Source organism: Polyangium sp. 15x6 (assembly GCF_029960785.1).
In the GTDB taxonomy this organism is placed as follows: Bacteria; Myxococcota_A; Polyangia; order Polyangiales; family Polyangiaceae; genus Polyangium.
This window is the reverse complement of the sequence record NZ_JASBQE010000006.1, coordinates 77,731-103,923: the sequence shown is the minus strand read 5'-3', so window position 1 is coordinate 103,923 and position 26,193 is coordinate 77,731. Positions and strand designations below refer to the sequence as shown.

22 protein-coding genes are annotated in these 26,193 nt (G+C 69.7%); 8 read left to right on the top strand and 14 right to left on the bottom strand.

The genetic code is table 11. The features are described 5' to 3' along the window. Positions 1-323: 323 nt before the first annotated feature. The 9 genes from QHF83_RS07020 to hisA all read right to left on the bottom strand — a co-directional run bounded on the left by QHF83_RS07020 (position 324) and on the right by hisA (position 9,701). The gene (locus QHF83_RS07020; RefSeq protein ID WP_282416977.1) at positions 324-1,274 is read right to left on the bottom strand and encodes a hypothetical protein; all 951 of its coding nucleotides are present in this window, start codon (positions 1,272-1,274) and stop codon (positions 324-326) included. Continuing rightward, complete coding sequence (locus tag QHF83_RS07015) at positions 1,271-3,154, bottom strand: protein-arginine deiminase family protein (protein WP_282416976.1); 1,884 nt, start codon at positions 3,152-3,154, stop codon at positions 1,271-1,273. The genes QHF83_RS07020 and QHF83_RS07015 overlap by 4 nt, the downstream gene beginning before the upstream one ends. 160 nt (positions 3,155-3,314) lie before the next feature. Beyond that, a complete protein-coding gene (locus tag QHF83_RS07010; RefSeq protein WP_282416975.1) occupies positions 3,315-4,643 on the bottom strand; it encodes an MFS transporter in 1,329 nt (442 codons plus the stop codon). 13 nt (positions 4,644-4,656) lie between these two features. Continuing rightward, on the bottom strand, positions 4,657-5,220 hold the full coding sequence (locus tag QHF83_RS07005; RefSeq protein WP_282416974.1) for a hypothetical protein: 564 nt from the start codon (positions 5,218-5,220) through the stop codon (positions 4,657-4,659). Continuing rightward, positions 5,211-6,482, bottom strand: a complete 1,272-nt coding sequence (epmA, locus tag QHF83_RS07000; RefSeq protein ID WP_282416973.1) for an EF-P lysine aminoacylase EpmA — start codon at positions 6,480-6,482, stop codon at positions 5,211-5,213. Before epmA ends, QHF83_RS07005 begins: the two co-directional genes overlap by 10 nt. 10 nt (positions 6,483-6,492) lie before the next feature. Next, positions 6,493-6,873, bottom strand: coding sequence for a hypothetical protein (locus tag QHF83_RS06995; RefSeq protein ID WP_282416972.1), 381 nt, complete (start codon positions 6,871-6,873; stop codon positions 6,493-6,495). Positions 6,874-6,886: 13 nt separating this feature from the next. After that, positions 6,887-7,579, bottom strand: coding sequence for a CDP-diacylglycerol--glycerol-3-phosphate 3-phosphatidyltransferase (gene pgsA, locus QHF83_RS06990; RefSeq protein WP_272425008.1), 693 nt, complete (start codon positions 7,577-7,579; stop codon positions 6,887-6,889). Then, entirely contained in the window at positions 7,569-8,906 is a 1,338-nt protein-coding gene (locus QHF83_RS06985; protein ID WP_282416971.1) for a tetratricopeptide repeat protein, read from the bottom strand. The genes pgsA and QHF83_RS06985 overlap by 11 nt, the downstream gene beginning before the upstream one ends. 72 nt (positions 8,907-8,978) lie before the next feature. Further along, a complete protein-coding gene (hisA, locus tag QHF83_RS06980) occupies positions 8,979-9,701 on the bottom strand; it encodes a 1-(5-phosphoribosyl)-5-[(5-phosphoribosylamino)methylideneamino]imidazole-4-carboxamide isomerase (RefSeq protein WP_282416970.1) in 723 nt (240 codons plus the stop codon). A 56-nt stretch (positions 9,702-9,757) separates the two neighbouring features. On the opposite strand from hisA, the gene QHF83_RS06975 reads away from it, so the two are divergent. Continuing rightward, positions 9,758-10,054 (top strand): DUF2288 domain-containing protein, encoded by a 297-nt coding sequence (locus QHF83_RS06975; protein WP_282416969.1) that lies wholly within the window; start codon positions 9,758-9,760, stop codon positions 10,052-10,054. A gap of 402 nt (positions 10,055-10,456) precedes the next feature. Here QHF83_RS06975 and QHF83_RS06970 read toward each other — a convergent pair whose 3' ends face one another. After that, positions 10,457-10,981 (bottom strand): hypothetical protein, encoded by a 525-nt coding sequence (locus QHF83_RS06970; RefSeq protein WP_282416968.1) that lies wholly within the window; start codon positions 10,979-10,981, stop codon positions 10,457-10,459. A gap of 7 nt (positions 10,982-10,988) precedes the next feature. Next, entirely contained in the window at positions 10,989-12,368 is a 1,380-nt protein-coding gene (locus tag QHF83_RS06965) for a hypothetical protein (RefSeq protein WP_282416967.1), read from the bottom strand. Between the two features lie 202 nt (positions 12,369-12,570). On the opposite strand from QHF83_RS06965, the gene QHF83_RS06960 reads away from it, so the two are divergent. From QHF83_RS06960 to QHF83_RS06950, 3 genes are read left to right on the top strand one after another with little or no spacing between them, the layout of a single operon-like run. Then, complete coding sequence (locus QHF83_RS06960; RefSeq protein ID WP_282416966.1) at positions 12,571-14,247, top strand: DUF1592 domain-containing protein; 1,677 nt, start codon at positions 12,571-12,573, stop codon at positions 14,245-14,247. Next, positions 14,244-15,620: a DUF1552 domain-containing protein gene (locus QHF83_RS06955; RefSeq protein ID WP_282416965.1), complete on the top strand. Its 1,377-nt coding sequence runs from the start codon at positions 14,244-14,246 to the stop codon at positions 15,618-15,620. Before QHF83_RS06960 ends, QHF83_RS06955 begins: the two co-directional genes overlap by 4 nt. Before the next feature lie 23 nt (positions 15,621-15,643). Next, a complete protein-coding gene (locus QHF83_RS06950) occupies positions 15,644-16,072 on the top strand; it encodes a nuclear transport factor 2 family protein (RefSeq protein ID WP_282416964.1) in 429 nt (142 codons plus the stop codon). Positions 16,073-16,075: 3 nt separating this feature from the next. Here the strand turns inward: QHF83_RS06950 and hisH are convergent, their stop codons facing one another. After that, positions 16,076-16,720, bottom strand: a complete 645-nt coding sequence (gene hisH / locus QHF83_RS06945) for an imidazole glycerol phosphate synthase subunit HisH (protein ID WP_282416963.1) — start codon at positions 16,718-16,720, stop codon at positions 16,076-16,078. A gap of 2 nt (positions 16,721-16,722) precedes the next feature. Further along, complete coding sequence (gene hisB / locus QHF83_RS06940; protein WP_282416962.1) at positions 16,723-17,310, bottom strand: imidazoleglycerol-phosphate dehydratase HisB; 588 nt, start codon at positions 17,308-17,310, stop codon at positions 16,723-16,725. Between the two features lie 48 nt (positions 17,311-17,358). Here hisB and QHF83_RS06935 point away from each other — a divergent pair, with 48 nt between their 5' ends. The 4 genes from QHF83_RS06935 (at position 17,359) to QHF83_RS06920 (ending at position 25,369) form a co-directional block, all read left to right on the top strand. Further along, positions 17,359-18,120: a hypothetical protein gene (locus QHF83_RS06935; protein ID WP_282416961.1), complete on the top strand. Its 762-nt coding sequence runs from the start codon at positions 17,359-17,361 to the stop codon at positions 18,118-18,120. Positions 18,121-18,186: 66 nt separating this feature from the next. Further along, a complete protein-coding gene (gene lon, locus QHF83_RS06930; RefSeq protein WP_282416960.1) occupies positions 18,187-20,586 on the top strand; it encodes an endopeptidase La in 2,400 nt (799 codons plus the stop codon). 20 nt (positions 20,587-20,606) lie between these two features. Further along, positions 20,607-22,913: a hypothetical protein gene (locus QHF83_RS06925; protein ID WP_282416959.1), complete on the top strand. Its 2,307-nt coding sequence runs from the start codon at positions 20,607-20,609 to the stop codon at positions 22,911-22,913. Then, entirely contained in the window at positions 22,910-25,369 is a 2,460-nt protein-coding gene (locus QHF83_RS06920) for an ATP-binding protein (protein WP_282416958.1), read from the top strand. The genes QHF83_RS06925 and QHF83_RS06920 overlap by 4 nt, the downstream gene beginning before the upstream one ends. Positions 25,370-25,371: 2 nt before the next feature. Here the strand turns inward: QHF83_RS06920 and QHF83_RS06915 are convergent, their stop codons facing one another. Beyond that, positions 25,372-26,085, bottom strand: coding sequence for a hypothetical protein (locus QHF83_RS06915; RefSeq protein ID WP_282416957.1), 714 nt, complete (start codon positions 26,083-26,085; stop codon positions 25,372-25,374). Positions 26,086-26,193: the final 108 nt, after the last annotated feature.

The window sequence follows — 26,193 nt, the reverse complement described above, 5'->3', positions numbered from 1 at the left end:
GGCGCTGCCCCGGACCCCGCGGGGGCTGTTCGCCCCTCGACCCGAACCAGGGCAAGCCCTGGACTCGGGGTGGAAGAACTGCGCGATGCGCAGTTCTTCCAACGGGCCCGTTGGAAGACCAGAGACAGCGTTGCCCGTCGAAATGGCATCGCGGCTGTCTCGGTTGGCAAGGTGGTTGGTGGTCTTGATCTGGCCTGTTCGATGAACTGCGCGAAGCGCAGTTCATCGACCCCGGGTCCAGCGCTTGCGCTGGTCCGGGTCCAGGGGCGGACAGCCCCTGGTGGGGCCTGGGGCAAAGCCCCAGCGCAGCGGCTTCGGATCGCTCAGCGGTGGAGCGGGCTGTTCTTGAACCGCTCGAGCAGCGCGTCGAGTGCTGCTTGATCCCCCGGGCGAGCGCTGCGCTTCGCGGCCTCCACGAGCGCTGGCGTCGACGGGTGATCCACCATCAGCACGGCCTTCGTGATGGCTGTACGCGCCTCGCCTTCGTATCGCAGGTACGAATCCACGAGCGCCTGCGACGCAGCTGCGCGCACGGCATCCTCCTCGCCGCTTGCCGCGATGATCGGCGTCTTCCAGGCCCACGCCGAGCCCACGTCGCCGAGCGATCGCGCCACGAGGATCGCCGTCTCTGCGTCCGGGTGCGCGCGCAGCGTGGATGCGAGTGCCTCGGCCACGACGAGCCTCCGGCAATCGCCCATCCCTGCGAGCACGCCCTTCTGCTTCGGGCCCTCTTTTTTCGCCATGCCGACGAGCTTCCGCGCTGCTGCGTCCGTGCCGAGCTTGCCGAGCGCCGAGGCTGCGGCTCGCACGAGATCCGTGTCCATCTCCGTCGTGTCGATGATCGCGAAGAGCACGGGCGCTGCGCGGCCGTCCCTGAGTGCGCCCACGGCTTCCACGAGGCCCACGCGCCATGCGTGCCACGCGTCGTCGGGCATGTCTCCGCGCGGCTTCGCGTCCACCGCGAGCTCGTTCAGCATCGGCAGGAGCGCGTCCTTGCCGAGGCCCTTCAAGATCGCCGCGACGGGCACGTACCGACCGCGCTTTTGCGCGTCGAGCGCCGGCATGTCCTCGCGCAGCCGCGCGAGCGTATCGAACGCCGTGGGGTTCTCCTTGCGCGCGACTCCGATCGCCTGCACGAGCGCCGCCCGATCCTGCTCCGCGATCCGATCCGGACCGATCCACACACCCTCGGCTGCGCTCGCCACGCCCGTGAGCGCCGAGAGCAAGAGCCCTGCTGCGACCAGGCCGATCCCCAAGACACGCTTCGCCTTCATAGAGCACCTCCCCACCAGGGGTTCGTTTCCGGCACGACCCGCGTCGTGTTCGACCCGCAATGCACCTCTCCGTCGTTGCGGTGGTAGAGGTTCCAGTTCTCGATGAAGCTCACCGTGATGCCGTAGGGCTTGAACGCCTCGATGAGCTGCGCCTCGAAGATGTCCTCTCCGTTGATGATCGGGCCGTGCGGCTTCGGCGCGCCGAAGACCGTGTCCGAGAGGTAGATCCCGTTCACCGTGCCCGGCTGGTAGGCGACCGAGTAGCCCTCCGCTGGCTGATGCAAGAACGGGATGCGGATGATCTCCGCGTCCGTGATGCCCGTCTCCTGCTTCAGCACCTCGAGCTGCCCGGCGACCTCGACCGCGGAGGATGCGCTCTCGTTCATCACGTCGGGGTCGTCCAGCACCTCGTCGATCGTGACCTCGGCGGGCACGTTGCCCCACCAGTATTGGCCGACGAACATGGGCACGTTGCCGTGCCCGGCCGCTTTCGCGTCCTCGAGCATCTGCTTCGCGAGCGCGGCGTCGTTCAGTCCGAGCGCCCAGCCGCGCGGCGTGTTGGCCTTGACGAACGTCGTCGTCTCGTCGACGTGACCGACCAGGAGCCACTCCGTATCGATGTAGATGATCGGCTGCGCGCCTTGCGCGCTCACCATGCGGTCGAAGCTCTTGTCCGGGTAGTACGAGGGCGTCGATCCGCGCAGCACACGTCCGTTCGGGTAGCTCTTGCCGTCGTGCGTGTAGGGCGGAACGGTCTCCAGATTGCCGAACGAGTTCAGCGAATCCATCTGGTTCGAGTGCGTTGAATCGAACTGCGCGAGACCCCCGACGTCCTTGCCGCGGAGCGCGAACACGATCCGGCCCGCGGGGCGCAGGTTGCCCGTGTGGTTCGCCGAGCGGAAGTTCACGTGCATCACCTGCTGCTTGCCGCCGGGGCCGGGCATCGAGGTGTACGCGGTTTCGAAGTAGTCCTGCGTCCACTGATCCGAGCTCGCGTGCTCGTAGAGCGGCTCGCTGAGGCCCGCGGTCTGCATGGCCGCCTTCAGATCGTTGCGGAACGCCGTCGACGACGACGACTGCCCTTGCACGTTCGCCGCGTAGATCGTGCGCGCCGGGTGCAGGTGGTGGCGGAAGAGCACCGGCGCCACGCGGAGCCGCACCGTGTCCTTCACCTCCGGCATCGGCGCGCCCGAGGAATCGGTGCTCGTCACCGTGAGCGAGACGTCGACGAACCCGTCCCACACCGTCTCATCGCGCACGATGTCGAGCGCCTCGATCGCGAACTCGACGCCGGCCGCGAGATCCGCCTGGCGGATCTTCGTCGCGACGTTGAAGACCTCGAACGACCCCAGCGCGGTCTTCCGGAAGAGCCGGACATGCTCCGGCGCGCTCACCGTGATCGTGCCCTCGGCATCGGCGTACGCCTCCGGCCACGGCGCGGCCACGATCCGCGCGAGATCCGCGAGATCATCCTCGCCGTTCACGATCGTGTCGGCGGCGTCGTTGCACGCGACGAGCTGTGAATCGGCCTGGCCGCTCGAGGGGCACTGCGCCTGATCGTCGTCGACGTTGGCGAGGAAGATCGCGCCGTGCGCGGCGTCCCACGTGTCCTCGCCTTGATCCTCGGTGGGATCGTCGAAATCGACGCTCCCGTTGCGGTTCACGTCGGCGCGTAGATCGACGGGGCCCTTGGGCCCTCCGCCGCCTTGGCCCGCGCCGCCCTGCGCGGCTCCGCCCTGGCCCGCGCCGCCTTGTCCTGCGCCGCCCCCGACGCCCGGGCCCGAGTTGAACCCGAGATCCTCGTCGGCTCCGCCGCACCCTGCCGCGAGCGCGGCTCCCGAGAGCGTCGCGGCGCACAGCCACGTCCATCGTCTACGCATTCGTTTCACCTCGAACGATTGTCGTCCCGCGTGAGGCATCGATGTAGGCCGATCGAAAGCCTCGCCGCAACGACCGAATCGTTACGAACTGTGTACGTTCACGTGAGGTGAGAATGTTTCGCCGTGTGTGCTCCGCGCGCGAAAACGCACACCGCGGAGCTCACACCCGTGTTGCAGTCTGCGCGTCTTTTTCGTCGCTGCGGAAGCGCGCCTCGGCCTTCTTGGGATCGCAGAGGAGCAGGAGCGGGATCGTCACGACCTGGACGATCGCGGCGATGAGAATCGCGCGCGCGTAGCCGAGATGATCTGCCATCCACCCGCCGTAGCGCGCCGTGAACGAGTAGCAGAGGTTCGTCATGGCCATGTAGGCGGTGAACTGCGTGGCTCCGACCGCGGGGTTCGTGAGCCTCATGAAGAACTTCAGCGCCGCCGCGCTGTAGAAGCAGATCCCGATCTGCAGTAGCGCCTGGTAGGCGACGAGAAACCCGTAACGAGGCCAGAGACCGGAGAGCGTCGCGAAGAGCGCCATGACGCCTCCGATCCAGGCCATGCCCGCGGCGATCGCCTTGTGCATGCCGAAGCGGTCCGCGAGCGCGCCGCCGACGAGCGAGCCCACGATGCCGGCGGGCGCGTCGATGACGTTCAGCAGGAAGAGCGCCTCCTCGGAGAGCCCGAGGTCCTTGCGGTAGAGGCGCGTCGTGAACGTACCGACGAGCGCGAAGCCGGCCGGCGCGAGGAACGCGATGAGGAACCCCGCGAGCGTCGAGGGGAACTTGAGCGTGCGGACGAGCTCCGGGACGTCGAGGCGCCTGCCCTCACGCCCGAGGCGCGTGTCCTCGCTCGGCGGCCGCTCCCGCACGAGCAGCGGCACGATCATGATGAGCCACACCGGCAAGGTCATCGCGACGAACGTCGCTTGCCATCCGATGTGCTTCGCGATCACCGCGCCGCTCGATCCGAGCGTCACGCCGAGGGTCTTGCCGGCCCACATGATGCTGTTGGCGCGGCCGGTCTCGTTCGCCGGCAGGATGTCCACCGCGAGCCCGTCCACGGCCAGGTCCTGCAGCGCGGCGAACGTGTTGTGCGCGAACAGCAGCACGTTGATCAGGCCGAGCCGGCCCGGATCCGCGGCCGCGAGCGCGAGCAGCGGCAGGCCCATGAGGATCTCGGCGAGGATGATGAACGGGCGCCGCCGGCCGAAGCGGCCTCCGCGGTATCGATCGAGCAGCGGCCCATAAAAGACCTTAAAACTCCAGGGCAGGTAGGCGATCCCCATGACCGTGCCGAGGGCTTCGTTGCTGAGGCCGCGATCGATCAGGAAGACGCGGTAGCCGCCCGCGAGGAAGCCCCACGGGATGCCCTGCGCGAGGTAGAGCAAGCCGAAGAAGACGAAGCGGAGGATGCGGCTGTCCGCGAGCGTCGTGCCGCGCCGCTTCGGTGGATCGGCCTCCGCGGGAGCCAGGTAAGGGTTCTCGGCCGGCTCGCTCATCGAGCCGAGGCTATCACGCCTCGTCGTCGCCCGAGGTCTCCGGGGTGCGGCGATCGCGCAGCCTCGGGAAGAGCGTCGCGCGGATCAACGAGGCCGGCTCGCCGAAGAGGGCTTCGAGGCGCGCGTAGACGACGCCCACGAGCCGGCCTTTCGGCGGGCGGAGCGCGGCGTGCACGAACGCCACGTCGACCTCGATGCCCGCGTACGACGACGCGTCTTCGGCGAGCTCGCTCGCCCGTTCCGCGCCGCGATCGCGGTCCTTCGTCGTGCGGATCCGGATGCGCAGGCCCGCGCGGAGCAGCGCGTGGTAGCTCGTCATCCATGCCATCCACGGCTCGATCGGTCCGACCGCGAGAGCTCTTCGCACCGCGGCGAGGCGCGCGTCGACGACGTCGAGCGGCAAGGTGTCGAGCTCGTGCAGCGCGCCCGGGAAGCGCTCGGCGAGGGCCTTGAACACGGCGCGCTCGGGGATCGGTTCGCCGCGATCCCGAGCGCGCCGGAGCTCCGCGATCTCGGCGTATTTGCTCTCGAGCGCAGAGAGCGCCTCGCGGCTCGGCGCGGGCGCCTTCACAGCCACGCGTACGGGAAAGCCGTGACGTCGCCGATCGCGTGCGCGCCGATGCCGAGCGCGACGAGCCGATCGATGCCGAGCGCGTTGCCGGCCGCGGGCGGCATGCCCTCCGCGAGCGCCGCGAGGAACCGCTCGTCGATCGGGTAGACGGGCTTGCCCTCGGCGCGCCGCTGCGCCTGATCCCGCTCGAAACGCGCGCGTTGCTCGATCGGATCCGTCAGCTCGCCGAAGCCGTTGCACACTTCCAGGCTACCCACGTAGAGCTCGAAGCGCTCGGCGACACGCGGATCGCCCGGGCAGAGGCGCGCGAGCGAGGCGAACGGGGCAGGGTATTCGACGAGGAAGACCGGCCGGCCGAGGCGCGCGAGGCGCGGCTCGACCTCCTCGACGAGCAGCCGGAAGAACCGATCCTCGTCCTCGCTCGCCATCGTGATCGCCTCGTCCGCGCTCGTGCCCGCGTACCGCGCGAACGCCTCGCCGACCGAGATCCGCTCGAACGGCGCCGCGAGATCCACGCGCGTCCCCTCGACCTCGATCACGCTCGTCCCCGCGAGCTTCGATACGACCGATCGCACGAGCTCTTCCGTGTCCGCGACGACCGCGTCCATCGGCGCGAAGGCACGGTACCACTCGAGCATCGTGAACTCGGGGTTGTGCCGGCTGCCGATCTCGCCGCGGCGATAACAGCGCGCGAGCTGGAAACAGCGCGGCACGCCGCCCGCGAGCAGGCGCTTCATCTGGTACTCGGGCGACGTGATGAGCCAGAGCGGCCGAGCCGCCGGAGCTCCCTCCACACCGAACGCATCGAGGTGCAAATCGAGGCCGGGGCAGGGGACCATCGAGGGCGTCTCGACCTCCAGAAAACCCCTGCGAACGAAGAACGATCGCACCTCGGCGAGCGCCTCCGCCCGGGCTCGGAGCGCGCGCCCCACACCTCGGAACACGAGCCGCTCGGTCTCGGTCTTCGGCGCCTCGCTCGCCGCGCCTTGCGACACGGCCGGCGCGTTCGGCGTGCGCCGCTCGAGCACGCGGCCCTGCGCGAGCTTGCCGGCGATGAACGAGGCCTCGACGACCGCGAGATCCGCGGGCGCGAGGGATCCTTCGGCGAGCGTGATCGTCACGCGCGCGAACGCATCGGCGACGACGACCTCGTCGTCCACGACCTCGAGCACCCGACCCGCCACGCGGATCGGCCCAGGCGCGCCCGCGAGCGTGTCGAGATCACTCGGCGCGAACGGGAGCGAGTGAGCTTCGGTCGACGTCGGCACGCGCTGGGCCCTAGCCCCCGCTGCCCCCGGCGCCGCCAGCACCACCCGTGCCGCCCGTGCCTCCCGTTCCGCCCGTTCCGCCCGTTCCGCCGGTGCCGCCGGTACCACCCGTGCCACCGCCCGCACCGCCCGCGCCGCCGGCGCCGCCGACGCCGCCCGTGAGCGCCCCGGGCGTGCACGCGGGTTCTTCACTGCCCGTCGGCGGGCAGCAGATGTCCGAGACGCCGAGCAGCTCGGTCTTCGACACGCACACGAGGCCGTCCTCGCAGTCCGTGTTGTTGTTGTCGATGCTGCAGGCCTGACCCACGCCCTGGTTCGAACACGCGGCGAAGGCGAGGCCCGCGGCGAGCGCAACCAGGACGAACCCCGGGAAGATACGGCGTGAAATCACGCCGGCTCTCTTATCATTTTTCCCGCGCCTGCTCTGGTCCCTCGTACGCCGCCTTGTTCTTCGCGTCGATGGCGTCCACGAAGAGGCTCATGTACCGGCCCGCGCTCCACAACGAGAACACGAGCGACGTGTAGATGAGCAGCCGCCCCACGTGCACGAGATCGACGACCCCGAAGTCGAAGATGCCGATCGTGAACCAGTACGGGTAGCCGAGGATCAGGCACACGATCCCGATCATCTGCAGCGCCGTCTTCGTCTTGCCGCCCTCGCCCGCGGCGATGATGATGCCCTCGGACGAGGCGATCGAGCGCAGCGCCGTGATCGTGATCTCGCGCGAGATCAGGAGCACCACGGCCCACGCCGAGATCCGCCCCATCGGAACGAGCCAGACGAGCGTGCCCGTGACGATGAGTTTGTCGGCGAGCGGATCGAGGAATTTGCCGAGCACGCTCACGAGGCCCTGCCGCCGCGCGAGCCATCCGTCGAGCATGTCCGTGATCGCGGCGAGCGCGTAGACGGCCGCGGCCCAGAAGCAGTCGTGGGGGCTGCCGCGCCCGAGCAGGATCAGCACGATCGGGATCATGACGATCCGGGCGAACGTCAGGAGGTTCGGGACGTTCCGCGCGTCCTCCCAGAGCGTCTTCCGTCGCGCGGCCTTGATCTGCCGCAGCGACGCCTTGTCCACCTTCGAGCCGCTAGCGACCATGGAGCAGCACCGTGCCCTCGCCACTGAAGACGACAAAACTCTTCGCGCCGGCGGGCGCCTCGCTCGGGGGCAGCGCGCGCGGGATCACGCGGCCCATCCAGCCGAGGACGCTCGGCGCGTAGAGCGCGGAGCTCTTGCCCTCGCGGACGTCGAGCGCGAGCATCGGCCCCTTGAGGCGCGCCACGAGCGTGCCCGGGCCGCGGAGCTGCACCATCCCGACCGCCTCGGCGTCACCCACGGGCATACGGCCGTTCTCGTAGCTCATCGCCCCCTCGAAGCCACCAAGCAGATCCTCGCGCAGGTAGAGCGGCTCTTCTTCGAGGCCGATCGACACGAGCTCGTGATCCGGCGGCGGCGCGAGGACGAGATCACCGCGCCCCTCGAGCTCGACGATCACATCACCCTCGCCGCCGAGCGGCTCTTCGAGCGACTTCCCGCGCATCCTGCGCATCAACGGCTTGTGACGGAGCCCGTTCGCGTACGCCATCGAGCGGACGAGCGAGGGTCGCACCGCAAAACCGTTCGTCGCCGCCACGAGCAAGACGCCGCCCGGGTGCGCCGCGATCTTCCCTTCCGCGGGAAACGTCAGCGTGTGTCGCCGGCCGAGATCCGTCGGCGAGAGCGGTCCGCGCGGCGGCGAGTCGGACTTCGCCGCGCCGTTCGTCGTCGCGTTCGCGGCAGGCGTCGCGCGGGCAGGGGGACCGTCCGCGGCGGCGAGCAGCGCGTCCCACCCCGCCGAGAGCGACTGCGGCAGCGCGCTCGAAGGGTTGAGGTCCATCGTGCGATCGAGCTCGGTGAACGATCCCGGCGGCATCGAGGGCTTGCGCTGTCCGTTCAGCGTCACACCGGTCGCGTCCATGATCCTTCGCGCCATCGCCTCGTGACCGCCGCGCGTGAACGCGTGGAGCGCGCGATCCGGGTCGCCGAGCGCCTGGTGCGCGAGGCCGAGGTAGCCCCACGCGCGCTGGTGGCCCGCGTGCTGCGCGACCACTTTTTCGAGCTCCTGCCGCGCTCGCGCGGGTTGCCCCGTCTTCAGGAAGCAGAGCGCGAGGTTCACGCGCGGCTCGAAGGGCTCCGGGTACGCCTGGACGAGCTTTTCGTAGAGCGCGACGGCCCGCGGGTAGAGGCCGAGCCGGAAGTAGACGACGCCGAGCAGGTCCTGGCCCTTCGGATCCGCGGGCGAGAGCTCGAGCGCTCGTTCGAGCTCGACCCGCGCCTCCGAGACGCGGTTGTCCTGCAGGAGCTCGCCGCCGCGGTACAGGTGGAAGAGAAAGTCCTCCCCGGGATCACCCGGAGGAGGGCGCGGCGGGGATGCTCGATCGGCCACGGCGCGAAGGGTACACGATGATCGCCGCAGGAAAAGGGCGGGCGCGGTGTTTCGCGTACCGAACCGGGTGCGTCAAGGAACGGAGGCCGCCGCGGCGATTGCCTCTTCCAGCGTGAAAACGCGCTCATACAGCGCGCGCCCCACGATCGCGGCGGCCACGCCCGGGACACGCGCGAGCGCGCGGAGGTGCTCGAGGGTGCCCACGCCGCCCGACGCGATCACGGGAAACCCTCCCTTCTCGGCGAGCGCCGCGGTGGCCGTGACGTTCGGCCCCGCCTGCGTGCCGTCGCGCGAGACGTCCGTGTAGAGCAGCGCAGCCACGGGCGCGCCCGCGAGATCCCGCGCCACGTCGAGCGCCGTGCGTGTCGACGTCTGCACCCACCCTTCCACCGCGACGAACCCGTCCTTCGCGTCGAGCGCGACCACCACGCGCCCGGGGTGCGCCGTCGCGAGCGCGCGCACCATCGCGAGATCGCGGATCGCCGCCGTGCCGAGCACGACCTTGTCGGCCCCGAGCGCGAGGTATTCCTCCGCGGTCTCGGCCGATCGCACCCCGCCGCCGACCTCCACGCCCGGCCCGAACGCCTGTACGACCGCGCGGACGAGCTCCCTCTGCACGGGACGACCTTCCCGCGCGCCCTCCAGATCGACCACGTGCAGCGTCTCGACCTTGCCCGCGAGCTTCGCCGCGAGGCCGACGGGATCCGCGTCGTAGACGGTGACGGCGTCATAGCGCCCTTGATGCAAGCGGACGGCCTTGCCCTCGAAGAGATCGATCGCAGGGAGGATCAACATCGCGACCCGTGGCCTACGATGGAACCAGGCCGAGGAAAAGCTAGGCTCTCGCCACCATGCGCGAACGCATCGCCGAGACCCTCGGAGACGTCCACTGGAGCGACCTCCGCGCGCACCTGGCGCGCGACGCCGTGATCATCGTCGACGACGCGCTCGATCTGCTCGACGTCGGCGTGGCCCTCGCAAAGAACGACGTGCCCTCCGTCGACGCGTGGATCCGCGCAGGCAAACTCCAGAAGCCCACGGCCGAGGAGCTCACGCGCTGGTCACTCGACGCGAGCACGCGCTTCCTCGCGGCCATCGTGCAGCCGTTCGTCTTGATCCGACGGCCCCCCGCGAAGGCTTTGTCTTAGAGGGGCCGTTGCGCCGGGGCGCTGCCCCGGGCCCCGCGGGGGCTATCCGCCCCTCGACCCGGACCAGGGCAAGCCCTGGACCTCAGGGGGAAAAACTGCGCTCCGCGCAGTTTTTCCCACAGGCCGGTGGGACGGCCCTGCCCGTCGCTGGCAGGGCCGTCGCCGGTCTTGAACCCCGGCTCGTTCGATGAACTGCGCGGAGCGCAGTTCATCGACCCCGAGTCCAGCGCTTGCGCTGGTCCGGGTCCAGGGGCGGACAGCCCCTGGTGGGGCCTGGGGCAAAGCCCCAGCGAAGCGGCTTCACCGAAAGTGGTGCTCGCCCACCTTCGCCGGGGGTCGACCCCGGGCGAAAGTGGTGCTCGCCCACCTTCGCTGGCGGTCGACCTCGAGCGAAAGGGGTCCTCACCCACCTCCGCCGCCCATGCCGCCGCCCATGCCGCCGGCGCCGCCCATGCCACCGGCGCCGCCCATGCCACCCATGCCGCCCGAGCCTGGGCCCGCGTTCGGATCGAGGCTCTCGATCCAGAGCTTCACGCAGTTGATCTCGAGATCGCTCATCGAACCGCCGAGCGGCATCTTCAGCCCGCACGGCGGCGGATCCAGGAGCTTCGCGTAGATCAGGCTGCCCGCCGCGTCGATCGGGTTCGCCAGGATCACGCTCCCGCATGACTCGGTCCCCGCGACGCTCACGAGCCGCGACTCCAGGTTCGGCGAGGCGAGGTCCACCGTCGTCGAGCCAGACGCGTGGCAGTTCGCCGTGCCGCATTTCGCCGCGAGCATGGCAGGCACGTCCGGGCAAGCGCCGCCGCCCTGGAAGATCGCCTTCTCCTCCTCGGTCAACGTGCCCGGACAACCGGCCGCGAGCGCGACGACGAGAGGCGCGCCGAGCGCCACGACGCAGATACGAAGGAAGCGCGCGTTCATCATCGTCTCCTCAATCCATGTAGGCCAGGCCGAGCCGGACGCCGAAATACTGGTCGAGCGCGCCGCCCGCCACGTACGCATCGCCGAGCACGGGATCGAAGTCCGAGAAGAACCGATCGTAGTGGCCCGTGAGCCGGATCTGCAGCCCCGACGCGAAGCGAACGGCGAGCCCCGCCGCCGCCGTGATTCCATGCACCTTCGGGCCCGAGAACCGATCGTACACCGCGCCCGTCGTGAGCGGCTCGAGCCACTCGAACCCGAGGATCGCCGCGACCGGCCCGATCGGGATCCACCCGTCGACGCCCGCGCGGATCGCCAGGTAATCCACGTTCGCCACCTGATCTCCGAGCGCGCCGGGTGCGTCGATCGCGAACGTCTGCCACCGGACCCCGCCGAGCACGCCGATCACCGGCCCCGTCGGCCGCGAGAGCGGGATCCGGTACTTCAGCGCCGCCGTGATCCGCTGGTAGACCGTGCTTACCGGCTCGCCGCCCTCCGTCGCGGATTGCAGCCCGAACGCGCGCGCGTACCCCGCCGAGATCCCGAGGTCACGCAGCACGGGAATCGTCGTCATCGCCGCCGGGAACACCTCGACCTGCACGGCCCCCACGGGCGCCCCGTACACGTCGTAACGCCGCAAGTTCCCCGAGATCCCGTCCGAGTACGTGAACACGCGCCCGCCGAGCTCGAAGCCGACCTCCGCCGACACGATCGACGATCCGGCTTGATGCCGCACGCGGCCCGAAGGCTCCTCTTCCTCCTTCGGCTTCGTCTCGCTCGAAGGAGGCGGCGCCGACTCCTGCGGCTCGGGCGGCGGCGCCGGCGCGTACGTCTCGACCGCGTTCGTGATCGCCTTGGCGATCGCCTTCCTCCGTTCGTCCTCGGAGCCCTTCAGCGACACCGCCTCGTCGACGGGCGTCGCGTCGTCCTCCGCGTTCACCCACACGAGGTGCACGCGCTTCTCGCCCCGCACCTTCTGCACGACGCCCACGAGCACCGCGCCCGCGCCGACGATCGACCCCGCTTGCTGCACGCGCGGCACGAGCCGGTCGCGTTGCTTCGCGTTCGTCATCGCGGCGCCGAGCGGTTTCGCCTGGCCTGCCTTCTTCAGCGCCGCCGCGAACTCCTTCGTCGGGGTCACGGCGATCCGATCCGGCAGCGCGGCCGCGATGTCCTCGCGCACCGCGTCCGCGTCCTGGCCCTCCACGTACACGGCCAGCACCTTCTTCGCCGCGGGCTCCGCGGCCGAGGCCGAACCCGGCGCGCTCGCCAGGACGAAGCCCAGGACCGGCGCCGCGAGGCGCGTCGAAAGCGCGAAGGCCCACGCCGCCGCTCGCGAGGATCGCGAGCGATTCGCCGCCTTTCGCGGCACCGCGTTCATCGGAAGCACGGCGTGAGCCTACAGGGGCCCCTGCCCGGGGGTAAAGCCCCCCGGAGGACCGTCCTTGACAGCAAAATCTAATCCCATTGCGAAATTCTTGTGGGCTCCAAGGGATTCGGCGGTCCCTTGGATCGGAAGCCGCGTTCGAGCGTTGACGCGCGTGGACACCCGGCATACCACCGTGATTGCCAAAGCCCTGGAGGTGGCCGGCATGGAGACTCTCAGCGCCCCTTCCTCCGTCATGCGCCGCATTCCGACGCTTTTACGCGCCGGAGCGATCGTCCTCGCTTGTCTCTTGCCTTCGTGCGTCGGGACGATTGGTGGCTCATCGGATGATCAAGCAGCCGTTCAATCGGTACCCGAGCGCAGCGCCTTCCCGCGCTTGACCCATGCGCAATGGGAAAACTCGACGCGTGATGTATTGCGCCTCGAAGAGCGCCCCGGATTTTCGGCGTCGTTCACCGGAGATCCGCTCGGCGGCGTCTTCGACAACAACGAGGCCGTTCTTTCCGTCACGCCGAACCTGTGGGCCGATTACCAGCGCGCCGCCGAGGAGCTCGCGGCCATGGTCGTCTCGGATCCCGCAAAAGTCGCGGCGCTCGTGCCGGCCGACGAGGGACAAGGAAATGAGGCCCGCGCCCGCGCCTTCATCGAGACCGTCGGCAAGCGCGCGTATCGCCGCCCCCTCACGGCCCAGGAGATCGACACGCACGTCGCGCTCTTCAACGAGGCCCCGTCCCTCATCGACGGCGATCCCTTCCTCGCCGGCGTCGAGCACGTCCTCTCGGCCTTCTTCCAGTCGCCGCATTTCATCTACCGCGTCGAGGGCACGCGCAAGCCGCGCCCCGATGGCCTCATCCCGCTCGCCGCCTACGAGCTCGCCTCGAGGCTCTCGTACCTCCTCTGGAACACGATGCCCGACGACGTCCTCCTCGAGGCCGCGGCGGCGGGCGAGCTCGACACGAAGGAGGGCCTGCGCGCCCACGCCGAGCGCATGCTCGCGGATCCGCAGGCGCGCGAGGTCATCCTCTCGTTCCACAGCCAGCTCTTCGACTGGAGGAAGTTCGGCGATCTCTACAAGGATCCGGCCGTCTTTCCCGAATTCGTCCCCGAGATCGGCCAGGACCTCATTCGCGAGGCCGAGCTCTTCGTCGAGGACGTGGTCTTCGAGCAGGAGGGCGGCTTCCACGAACTGCTCACCTCGCGCACCGCGTTCGTGAACGACAGACTCGCCCCGATCTACGAGGTCACCGCGCCGAACGGCGCCGAGTTCGGCAAGGTCGAGCTCGACGCCGAGAAACGCAGCGGCATCCTCACGCGCGCCGGCTTCCTCGCCGCGAACGGCACGGCCCGCGCGTCCGATCCGATCCATCGCGGCGTCTTCGTGAACCTGCGCGTCCTCTGCGCGCGTTTGCCGCCGCCGCCGAACAACGTGCCGCCGCTCCCGCCCGTCGAGGGCAAGACCACGCGCGAGATCGTCGCCGGCCACACGGGCAAGGGCACGTGCGGCGCCTCGTGCCACGGCACGCTCATCAACCCGGCTGGCTTCGCGTTCGAGAACTACGACGCGATCGGCCGCTATCGGTCCGAGGACAACGGCTTCCCGGTCAACGCCGCGGACGCCTATCCGCTCGGCGGCGGGATGGCGACGTTCAGCGACGCCCTCACGTGGAGCAAGCTCCTCGCGGAGAGCCGCGAGGCGAACGAGTGCTTCGCGAAGAACTGGCTCGAGTTCGCCTACGGCAGGGACGCCGAGGTCGAGGACGCCGCGCTCATCACGAAGCTCGGCGAGGCCTCGCGCACCGGCATGTCCGTCAAGGACCTCCTGCTCGAACTCGTCTCCTCCGACGCCTTCTCGACCCGCCGCCCCGTGGAGGTCGCGCCATGAATCGCCGTCATTTTCTTCGAGGTCTCTTCGGCGTCTCCCTCGCGCTCCCGTTCCTGGAGAGCTTCTCGCCGCGCAAGGCCGAGGCCGGCCCGGGTGACGTGCCTCCGTTCGCGATCTTCATGCGCCAGGCGAACGGCGTCGTGCAGAAGACGGACGACGAGCCGGAGATGTTCTGGCCGAGCCAGACCGGCGCGCTCACGACCGAGTCGATGAACGCCGAGAGTGATCGCGCGGTCAGCGAGCTCAGCGCGTATGCCTCGCGCCTCATCCTGCTGAAGGGCATCAACTTCGCGTTCCCGGGCAACGGCTGCGGCCACTCCGGCGGCGGCAACCAGTGCCTCACGGCGCAGAAGGTCTCGACGGATCCGGTCGGCAACGAGTCGCTTGCGATGGGCGAGTCGATCGACAACCGCATCGCGCGCGAGCTCAACCCCGCGGGCGTCGAGCCCCTCACGCTCTACGCGGGCAAGAAGGCCGGCTACATCAACGAGGTGCTCTCGTACCGCGACGCGAAGGTCATCCGCGCGGCCGAGCACAACCCGATCAACGCCTACCAGGCGCTCTTCGGCCTCTCCAATCTCGACCCGGAGGTCCTGAAGAAACTCGCCGCGCAACGCAAGAGCGTGAACGACCTCGTGCGCGAGCAGATGCAATCGCTCATGACGCGTGGTGATCTCGGCAAGGCCGACCGCGATCGATTGGACCTGCATTTCACGTCGATCCGGGACCTCGAGGTCGGGCTCCAGTGCGCGCTCACGAAGGAAGAGGTCGCGGCGATGGAGGCGATGAGCCCGGACGCGCGCTCGAACGACAACCTGGAGAAGGTCGCGCGGATGCAGATGGACATCATCGCGCTCGCGATGGCGTGCGGCACGACGCGCGCCGCGACGATCCAGATCGGCGACGGCAACGACAGCACCGAGTATTACATCAACGGCGTCCGGCAGAAGAGCTTCCACAAGATCTCGCACCGTATCGACAGCGACGGCTCCGAGGGCCCGCCGATCGAGGGCGCGTACCTCTTGCACCACGAGATCGATCGCATCCACGCGCGGCTGTTCAGGTACCTGCTCGACAAACTCGCGGCCTACGATCTCGGCTCCGGATCGCTCCTCGATTTCGGCGTCGCGGTCTGGCTGAACGACCTCGGGAACAAGTACCACTCGTACACCGACGTCCCGTACGTCCTCGTGGGCGGCGCGAACGGCTACCTGAAGACGGGCCAGTACGTCAACGTGAACGGCGTGCATAACGGCCGCCTCCTCGGCACGATCGGCGCGGCCCTCGGCTGCAAGAATGCCGCGGGAGGTCCGCTCGACGATTTCGGCGACCCCGAGCTGCCGAAAGGCTTGCTCACCGAGATCATCGCGTAACGCGAAATGGTATATCGGGCAGCATGCCCACGCTGCCCGAGCGCATCCTCACGCTCTTCGCCACCTACCACATTCGCCGCGAGAAGGTCCTCGCGGACCTCGACGCGATCTACGCGCCCGACGTCCGCTTCGTCGATCCGTTCAACGACGTCACGGGCAAGGACCGCTTCCTGCGCATCAACGAGAACCTCTTCAAGCGCCTTCGGGAAATGCGCTTCGACGACCTCGCGCTCGTCGGTGAGGAGCCCCATTTCATGCTCTCGTGGACCGCGACGATCGAGGGCCCGCTCGGCGTCACGATCACGGCGCCGGGCGTGAGCGAGTTCCGCTCCGAGAGCGGCGTCGTGGTCTACCACCGCGATCACTGGGACGTGCTCTCGTCCGTGGCCGCGAGTGTCCCCGGCGTGCGGAAGCTCTACCCGCTCCTCACCGCAATGCTCTTCGAGCGGTAATCGTCACGCCGCGACGAACGCCCCGAGCAGCGCGAGCCCCGCGCCCTGGCTCTTTTCGGGGTGGAATTGCACGGCCGTCACGTTGTCCCGCGCGACGGCCGCCGTGACCACGTTCGGCCCGTGCGTCACCGTCGCCACCACGATCGCCGGATCCTCCGGCACCGCGTGATAGCTGTGGACGAAGTACACGTGCGGCGCCTCTGATCCCCAGGCGGCGAGCGCTCCTTCGGGCGCGCGCTTCATTTCCAGCCGATTCCACCCGATGTGCGGGATCTTCACCGCGTCCGCGCCTGCTCCCGGATCGAGCCTTCGAACGGCGCCGCGGAACACCCCGAGCCCCGTGGCTCCCGGCGCCTCCTCGCTCGTCTCGAACAGCGCTTGCAACCCCAAGCAAATGCCGAGATACGGTGTTCCTCGACGAACCGCCTCTCGCAGCGCCTCCCCGAGCTCACCCGCGAGCGCCGCCGCGCAATCGCGGAAAGCGCCCTGCCCGGGCACCACGATCTTGTCCGCGCCGAGCACGTCCTCGGGCCGTCCGCTGCGAACGACCTCGCTCGCCACGCCACGATCCTCGGCCGCGCGCGTGATCGCACGCTCCACGCTGCGCAGATTCCCCATCCCTAGATCCACGACCACGACGCGCGCCACGGCTAGAGGCTCCCCTTCGTCGACGGCACCCCGGCCACGCGTGGATCGATCCGCGTCGCCCGCATCAGCGCCTTCGTGAAGGCCTTGAAGCTGATCTCGATGATGTGGTGCAGGTTCTCGCCCTCGTGCATTTTGAGGTGCAGGTTGCACTGCGCCGACCGGGCGAAGGCCTCGAAAAACACCGGCACGAGCTCCACGTCGAACGTCCCGACCTTCGCCTTCGGCAAGGGCACGCGAAACACGAAATACGCTCGACCCGAGAGATCGAGCGCGCACGTCACGAGCGCCTCGTCCATCGGCAACGTCGCCTCGCCGTACCGAGCGATCCCGGCCTTGTCTCCGAGCGCCTGCGCGACGGCCGTGCCGAGCACGATCCCGAGATCCTCGGTCGTGTGGTGCCCGTCGATCTCCACGTCACCCTCGGCCTCCACGGTCAGGTCGAAGAGCCCGTGCCGGGCGATCTGATCGAGCATGTGCGAGAGGAACGGCAGCGGCGTCGCGATGCGGCTCTTTCCGCTCCCGTCCAGATCGATCTCGACGGCGATGCGGGTCTCGTGGGTGACTCGTTCCACCCGGGCAGCACGCGGCATGGCGGGCATCGTAGCTCCTTTCGTCCGTAGATGTGTTATGCCCGCCTCGTGAAGCTCTCCGCCTGGCTCGTCGCCCTCGCGCTCCTCGGCGTCGCCTGCAGCCCGAGCACCCTCGTCCAGCAAGGGCCCAGCGACACGCTCCGCGCCTACGCGCGCGCGCTCGAAGAAGGCCACGTCGACGAGGCCTATCGCCTGCTCTCCGACGATGCCAAGCGCTCGATGTCCCTCGAAGCGTTCCGCCGCGCGGTGAAGGAGAGCCCGGACGAGGTCATCGAGATCGCCCGCGCCGTCTCGCGCCCCGCGAGTGATCCGCTCGTCACGGCCACCGTGAGCCTGCCGAACGGCGACGAGCTGCTGCTCGTCTACGAGGACGGCAAGTGGCGGATCGACGCCGCCGCGATCGACCTCTACAGCCAGGCCACGCCGCGCCAGGCCCTCGCGGGCTTCTTGCGGGCCTTCGAGCGCAAGCGTTACGACGTGATCCTCCGGTACGTCCCCGACGCGGAGAAAGAAGGCATCACGCTCGGCGAAGAGCCCGCGCCCGCCGCGCCCGCCGAGAACGCGCCGGCCGGAAAAACCGACGCGCCCGCACCCAAGACGACCGGCACGGAGCTCACGGCGGAAAAACTCCGCGCGGCCTGGGAAGGTCCGCAGAAGGACCAGATCAACCGGATCGTCCAGGCCATTCGAACTGCGCTCCCGACCGCCGTCATCGAGGAGACCGGGGACAGCGCTTCGATGTCCTACGGCGCCGGTGGTACGGTCGCTCTGATCCGCGAGCACGGGCTCTGGAAAATTCGCGACTTCTGACGCGGCCCGCATCGGACCTGCGCGTTACGAGCAGGTCCGCAAAAAATGTACTAGGGTGTCGCGCGTATGGCCTCGAACGGCGCGCCCCCCTCTCGACCGCCCTCTTCCTCGGGTGAGGATAGCGTCCCGATCCTCCCGCTGCGGAATTCCGTATTGTTTCCGATGTCGGTGGTCCCGATCAACGTCGGACGTCCTCGCAGCGTCCGGCTCGTCGAGGACCTCCTCGGCCGCGAGCGGGCCCTGGTCGGCGTCATCAGCCAGCGTTCGCCCGAGATCGACGAGCCCACGTTCAAGGAGCTCTACACGGTCGGGACGATCGCGCGGGTCGTGAAGGTGATCCGCCTCGGACCGAGCAACTACTCCGTCGTCCTGAACGGGCTCGGCCGCTTCCGCGTGAAGAACATCGTCGCGCTCGAGCCGTACATGCGCGCGAAGATCGAGCGCATCCCCGAGTCGCTCGTCCGCGATGTCGAGCTCGACGCGCTCGGCACGGGCCTGCGCGAAGCGACGCGCGAGGTCCTGCAGCTCATGCCGAACCTGCCGCGCGACACGGCGGGCATCCTCGACAACGTCCGCGAGCCCGGCGCGCTCGCCGACCTCATCGCCTCGAACTTTCCGCAGGCGCAGGCGTCCGTCGCCGACAAGCAGGAGATCCTCGAAGCCTTCGACGTGAAGGCCCGCGTGAGGCTCGTGCTCGCGATGGTCGGCCGCCAGCTCGAGGTGCTCCGCGTGAAGAAGGAGATCTCCTCCATGGTCCAGGAGGAGATGGGCAAGAGCCAGCGCGAGTACATCCTGCGCCAGCAGATGAAGAGCATCCGCGAGGAGCTCGGCGAGGCGGGCGAGGACGACGAGATCGAGGAGCTGCGCGAGCGCGTGCGCCGCGCGAAGGTCCCGACCGAGGTCGAGAAGGTCGTGAAGAAGCAGCTCGGCCGCATGCGCTCGATGGCGCAGCAGTCGGCCGAGTACAACGTCACGCGGACGTACGTCGAGTGGATCGCGGATCTGCCGTGGTCGAAGACGACGGTCGATCGCATCAGCGTGCAGGAGGTGCGCCGTTGCCTCGACGAGGACCACATGGGCCTCGAGAAGGTGAAGAAGCGCATCGTCGAGTACGCCGCGATCCGGCAGCTCCGGGCCGACAAGAAGGGCCCGATCCTGCTCTTCATCGGGCCGCCCGGCGTCGGCAAGACCTCGCTCGGCCGCTCGATCGCCCGCGCGATGGGCCGGCAGTACGAGCGCATCGCGCTCGGCGGCGTGCGCGACGAGGCCGAGATTCGCGGCCACCGCCGCACGTACGTCGGCGCGTTGCCGGGCCGCATCCTGCAGGCCTTGAAGAAGGCCGGCACGAAGAACCCGGTGCTCGTGCTCGACGAGGTCGACAAGATGGGCGTCGACCTCCGCGGCGATCCGGCGGCGGCGCTGCTCGAGGTGCTGGATCCCGAGCAGAACTCGACGTTCCAGGATCACTACCTCGACATGCCCTTCGACCTGTCGCAGGTGATGTTCCTGGCGACGGCGAACAACCGCGACACGATCCCGCCTGCGCTCTTCGACCGCATGGAGGTCATCGAGGTCCCGGGCTACACGCGCACGGACAAACTCGGCATCGCGCGCGAGTTCCTCGTGCCGAAGCAACTCTCGGCGCACGGCCTCACGGACGAGCGGCTCGAGTTCACCGAGCCCGGCATCGCCACGCTGATCGACCACTACACGCGCGAGGCCGGCGTGCGCGGGCTCGAGCGCGAGATCGCGGCGGTTTGTCGCGCGACGGCGGTCAAGCTCGCCGAGGGCAACGCGGTGCTCGAGGTCGTCTCGCCCGAGCACGTCGAGAAGGTCCTGGGACCGCACAAGCATCGTCCCGAGATCGCGGAGCGCGTGCTCGAGCCGGGCGTCGCGACGGGCCTCGCGTGGACGCCGACGGGCGGCGAGATCCTCTTCATCGAGGCCACGAAGATGCCCGGCAAGGGCAACGTCGTGCTCACCGGCAACATGAAGAACGTGATGCAGGAGTCCGCCACCACGGCCGTCTCCTTCGTCCGGAGCAAGGCGGGCGAGCTGCACCTCGATCCCGAGTGGCTGAAGAACATCGACCTGCACGTGCACATCCCGAAGCACGGCACGCCGAAGGACGGGCCGAGCGCGGGCGTGACGATGTTCACCGCGGTCTGCTCGCTCCTGCTCGGCTGCCCGGTGCGCTCGGACGTCGCGATGACGGGCGAGATCTCGCTGCGCGGCCGCATCATGAGCGTGGGCGGCGTGAAGGAGAAGCTGCTCGCCGCGCACCGCGCCGGCATCAAGCACGTCATCATCCCGGCGAAGAACCGCAAGGATCTCGAAGACGTGCCGCAGGACATCCTCGACGAGGTCAAGGTGACGCTCGTCAACGCGATGGATGAGATCCTCCCGCTCGTGCTCGAACCGCCGCGACAAACGTCCGTGAGCACGCCGCCGCCGCCCCTGGCGTGAAACTGCATCTCAAAGCATTCGTGAGCGCACGGCCGTCCTCGATCGGGATCGGGGCGGTCGTGCTGCTCGTGGGCGCGATCGGCTTCTTGCCGCTCTTCGACGGGCCCGGCTACGAGAGCGCGCTCGCCGCGGGCCTCGTCGTGCCGAGCGTCGCGGCGATCACGACGGCGCTCGAGACGAGCAAGGCGCGGCCGGCGCCGTTCGACGCGTTCGCCTCGGGGCTCGCGCGGGGCGCGCTCTTGGCGGGCGTCGCGTGGCTCGTGACGCTCGTCCACGGCCTGCGCGCGGGGTTTTGTGATCCGCTCTCGGGCTCGGTGCTGTTCGCCCTCGGCCCCGGGGTCGGCGCGCTCGTCGCAGGCGCCTCTGGCGCGGCGGCGGGCGAGATCGCGGGGCGCGTGAAGCGAAGGCGGCTCGCGGCGGTGCTGCTCGCGCTCGCGGCGCCGCTCGCGTCCGTCGGCGTCTCGCTCGTCCGCTTCTACACGAGCCCGATGGTCTTCGCGTACGACCCGTTCGTCGGCTACTTCAGCGGCAGCCTCTACGACACGGTCATCGACGCTTCGGGGCTCTACGCGTACCGCGTCGGCTCGGCCGCGACGCTTCTCGCGGGCGCCGTGCTCGCGGCGCACCTCGTGCGCACGGACGAAGGAAAGCTCGCGCGCCGCTCGATCAGCCGGCCGAGCGCGCTCGTGCTCGGCGTGTTCGCGGCCGCGGCGAGCCTCGGGATGACGTTCTTCGGTCATCGCCTCGGGCACTGGCACACGCCTGCGAGCATCGCCGAGACGCTCGGCGGCAAGGTCGAGAGCGAGCGTTGCGACGTCGTCTATCCGCGCGGCATGCCCCGCGAGGACGCGCTCCGCTTCGCGCGTGACTGCACCGCGCACGTCGTGGCGCAGGAGGCGTGGCTGGAGACGAAGGGGCCCGCGAAGATCACCGCCTACCTCTTCGCCGATCCCGCGCAAAAAGGCGCGCTCATGGGCGCGGCGGACACCTACATCGCCAAGCCCTGGCGGAGCGAAGTCTACGTTCAGCAGAACGGCTACCCGCACCCCGTGCTCGGCCACGAGATCGCGCACGTGATGGCCGGATCCTTCGGCCGCGGGCCCTTCCGCATCGCCGGCAGCCTCGGCGGCCTCTTGCCGAACCCCGGCCTCATCGAGGGCATCGCCGTCGCCACCTCGCCGCACGAGGGCGCGCTCTCGGCCCGCGAGTGGGCGAAGGCCATGAAGGACCTCGGCAAGCTGCCCAAGCTCTCGCGCCTCTTCGCGCTCGGGTTTCTTGGGGAAAACTCCAGCGTCGCGTACACGGCGAGCGGCGCGTTCGTGGGGTTCGTCAAGGAACGTCACGGCGCCGCGGCGGTGCGCGCGTGGTACGGCGGCGGATCGTTGCCGGAGATCACGGGCGCGAGCTGGGACGAGCTCGAACGAGCGTTCCACGAGGATCTCGATCGCGTGGTGCTCCCCGAGGCGGCCGCGGCCCAGGCGCGCGCGCGCTTCGAGCGGCCCGGGATCTTCGGCCGGCGCTGTCCGCACGTGGTCGACGCCTGCCGCAAGCGCGCCGAAGAGCAGAAGGCCCGCGGCGACGATGAAGGCGTGATCGAGGCGCTCCGCGAGGCCCTCGCGCTCGATCCGGGCGAGAGCGGCGCGCGCGTCTCCATCGCCCGCGCCCTCGTTCGCCTGGGCAAACCCGACGCCGGCAAGGTCGAGCTCCAGGCGATCGCGGACGACGCGCGTTTTCCCCGCCACGTCCGGGACCGCGCGCTGGAGGAGCTCGGCGACCTCGCGCTCGCGGAGGGCGATCACGAGCGCGCGATGGTGCATTATCGCGAGGTCATGTCCCGCACCGTCGAAGAGGATCAGCTCCGCACCCTCGACGTGAAGCTCGAAGCCGCGCAGGACCCGCGCGGCAAGGACGCGATCGTCGCGCTGCTCGTGGGCACGAAGGGCCGCGGGCCCGACAAGGTGCGCGCCGCGGAGGAGCTCGGCGCCTGGGCCACGAGCTCGGCGGACGACGGTTTGCCCGACTACCTGCTCGCGCGCGGGTACGTGGGCAGCGGTGATTTCGCCGAGGCCGCCCGGCGGCTCGATCGCGCGCTCGGGCGGCGGATCGTGATCGGCCGGGTCGCGGCCGAGGCCGAGCGCCTTCGCCTGGTCACGGCCTGCGCGCTCGAAGACCGCCCGACCGCCGAGCGGATGACGCTCGCCTACGTCGCGCGGAGAGACGTGCCACGCGCGCGCCGCGAGGCCGCGGCGAGCCTGTATGCTCGTTGCACGGGCGCACGCGCGCCGGCCGTCCCCGAGGCCACGAAGGCCGGGGACGCGCTTCCATGAGGGAGGGATCGGTGCCCGATCAGGACAAACTCGTCGTCCTCAACGCCGTGCTGCGTGTTGCGGCTCGTCATCCGAGCCTGCTCGCGCCGGCGGCGTTCGAGGACCTCTCGCGCGCGCTCGCGGCGCACATCAAGTTCGCCTCGGTCGCCGTGCTCATGCCGGACGACGAGGGCTACCAGCGCTTCTACACCGACCACGCCGATCCGAACCTGCCCGGCACCGTCCGCTTCGGCGCCCGCATCCCTTTCGATCCGAACTTCTACCAGCGCGTCTACGTCGAGGTTCGTCCGTACATCTGCGATGACACGCGCCTCGGCAACGAGATCGAGCGTTCGGTCGGCGAGGTCGGCTACCGGTCCTACGTGGCCGTGCCCGTGCGCTCGCCGGACGGCAAGCGGCCGCTCGCCTCGTTCTCCGTGACCTTCGCGGAGCCGGGCGCCGCGCGCCATGCGCCCGTCGACATCATCGAGGAGATCGCGGACATCATCGGCGCGAGCATCGAGCGTTCGCTCCGCTCCGCGCGGGAGCGAAGGCTCGCGATGATCCTCGACACCTCGGGGGACGCGATGCTCGCCTGGGATCGGAGCGGTCGCGTGACGGACGCGAACGCCGCCGCGCTCGCGCTCACGGGCCACACGCGCGAGGAGCTCATCGGCCGGAAGATCGGATCTCTCCTCGATCCGGAGCCCGATCCGGCCGTGGGTTTGCCGCAGCCCGACGCGCGCCTCGGGCTCGTCACGCGCACGCCCGCAGGCGAAGCACGACGTTTGCCCGTGGCCGCGACGATCACGGCCGTGGAGGACGATGCGCTCGTCGCCTGCCACGCGCTCTTGCGTGATCTCTCGGCGTGGGAGGCGAGCGAGCGCGAGGTGGTCGCGCACCTCGCGCGCATCCGCGAGCTCGAAGAGCAGCACCGCACGCTGCTCGACAACGCCCCGCTCGTGATCTTCCGGCTCGATCCGAGGACGCTCGAGCTCGTCTATCTGAACCACTGCGCCGAGCGTCTGCTCGGCGTGCCGCTCGACGAGGCGCTCGCGACGCCCGGGTTTTTGTGCGGCGTGCACGTCGATCAGGAGGGGGCCGCCGCGTACGACGAGGCCGTCCTCCGGGCCCGCGCGGGCATGCGCTCCTCGCCGTACGAGGCCCGCCTCGCGCGCCGCGGCGCGCACGCGATCACGGCGCGCGGCACGATCTACCCGCTCGTCGGCAAGGGCGGTGAGGTCGTCGCGATCGAGGGCCTCTTCATGGACGTGAGCGTCGAGCACGCCGCGCGCACGCGCCTCATCCAGGCCGATCGCCTCTCCACGCTCGGCACGCTCGCCGCCGGCGTCGCGCACGAGATCAACAACCCCGCCGCGTTCATCCTGCTCGGCCTCGACATGATGGCCCGCATGCTCGACGGCCCCGGCGTCGATCTCGGCCCCACCGTCTCCGAGCAAGTGCGCCACATGCTCGGCGAGCTGCGCGACTCCACGCGGCGCATCGTCGACATCGTCCGTGACCTCCGCATGTTCGCCCGCGCGCCAGCCGGCACGCGCCGTATCGCGGTCGACGTGAACCGCACCGTCGAGAGCGCCCTCTCGCTCACGCGGGGGCAGATCATCGAGCGCGCGCGGATCGTCCGCGACCTCGGCGATGTGCCGCCGGTCATCATCGACGAGGGCCGGCTCGGGCAGGTGCTCGTGAACCTGCTCGTCAACGCGGCGCAGGCGATCCCGCGCAACGCGCCCGGCGAGCCCGCCGTCACGGTCACGACGCGCAGCGAGGATCCACGCACGGTGGAGATCGATGTGCGGGACACGGGCGTCGGGATCTCGCCGGAGATCCTCGATCGCATCTGGGATCCGTTCTTCACCACGAAGGAGCCCGGCGCAGGCACGGGCCTCGGGCTCTCGATCAGCCGCGAGATCATCGAGCGCAGCGGCGGCCGCATCTACGTCGAGAGCCCGATCGAGGGCGAAGAGCCGCCGCGCGGCGCGCGCTTCGTGATCGTTTTACCTGCCGCAGGAAGAGGCGACTCGTCGATCCCGCCGATGCCGTCGACGCCGCCGCGCTCCATCAAGAGCGGCGTGCGTGTGCTGGTGGTCGAGGACGAGGCGCCGCTCGCGCGCGCGCTCGCGGAAGAGATCGGCCGTGTGCACGAGGTCTCGGTGGCGGGCGGGGCGCAGGGCGCGTTCGAGGCGCTCACGACGCAGCGGTTCGACGTGATCCTCTGCGATCTCAGGATGCCCGGGATGAGCGGCGAGGCGTTTTACGAGAAGGTCGCCGCGGACAAACCGGAGGTCGCGAAGCGCTTCGTGTTCATGACGGGCGTCGGCTTCGGCGCCGACGTGGAGCGGTTCCTCGCGGAGTCGGGGCGGCCGGTGCTGGAGAAGCCGTTCTCCGCGGAGGATGCGCTCGCGGTGATCCAGAAGGTCGTCACGAGGCACGGGCGGGCGCTCGGGCCGGGGCGGTGACCTCAGCCGCCGGAGGGGCCCCCGGGCGGCGGGGCCTTTCCGGATGGCTGCATCTCCTCGAGCGTGTCGAGGTACCCGAACACCTTTGCTTCGAGGTCCCGGGGCAGCGCCGGGTTTTTCTTGATCTCGCGGACCAGATCGTCTCGCAGTCGCCCGAGCACTCCGACGGCCGACGAGCGGAGCTGAGCGGCCTGTTTCCGGGCGGCTTTGGGCACGTCGGCGCGGTCGCTGAGCGTGAGATGGATCTGCTCGCCTGCTTCGAGGAATCCTTTGGCTGTGTCGAGCAACGTGCCGCCGTCCGCGAGGGGGAAACGTTCGAGGTCGGCTTTCATGGAGACGAGCAGGGGTTTTCGTTCGATGGCGCGCTCGGCCTGGACGGCGTAGGACGCGCCAAGATCGGCCATTTGGGGAATGAACGCGGCGCGGATCCGCTCGGCGGCGGCGACGGTCTGGGGGTTCGCGTCGGGCAATCGCAGATACACCTCGGTCGTGAAATAGATGGCGGCGCCGAATCCGTCGTGCGTGTCGTTGAGCGCGTCCAGCGTCGCCGCGTGGGGCGCGCCGCCGGTGAGCGCGGGCGGGAGCGTCTCGATCGCGGCGAGCTGCTCTTCGAGCTGGGGTTCGTAGTAGGTGCCGGCCTTCGAGAGGACGAGGTCCGGCCGGCGCTTGTCGAGCAGGTCGCGGAGACCGAGCTTGACGGAGGTGAGGGTCAACATGGGGCGGGAGTGTAAGCGAAGCGTGTGAGACGGACACCGGAAGATGAGGTCGGCGGCTTGCTCGGGCGACCGGGGGTGATGCTGGGGGGCGGTCGGCGGCAGGGGGGA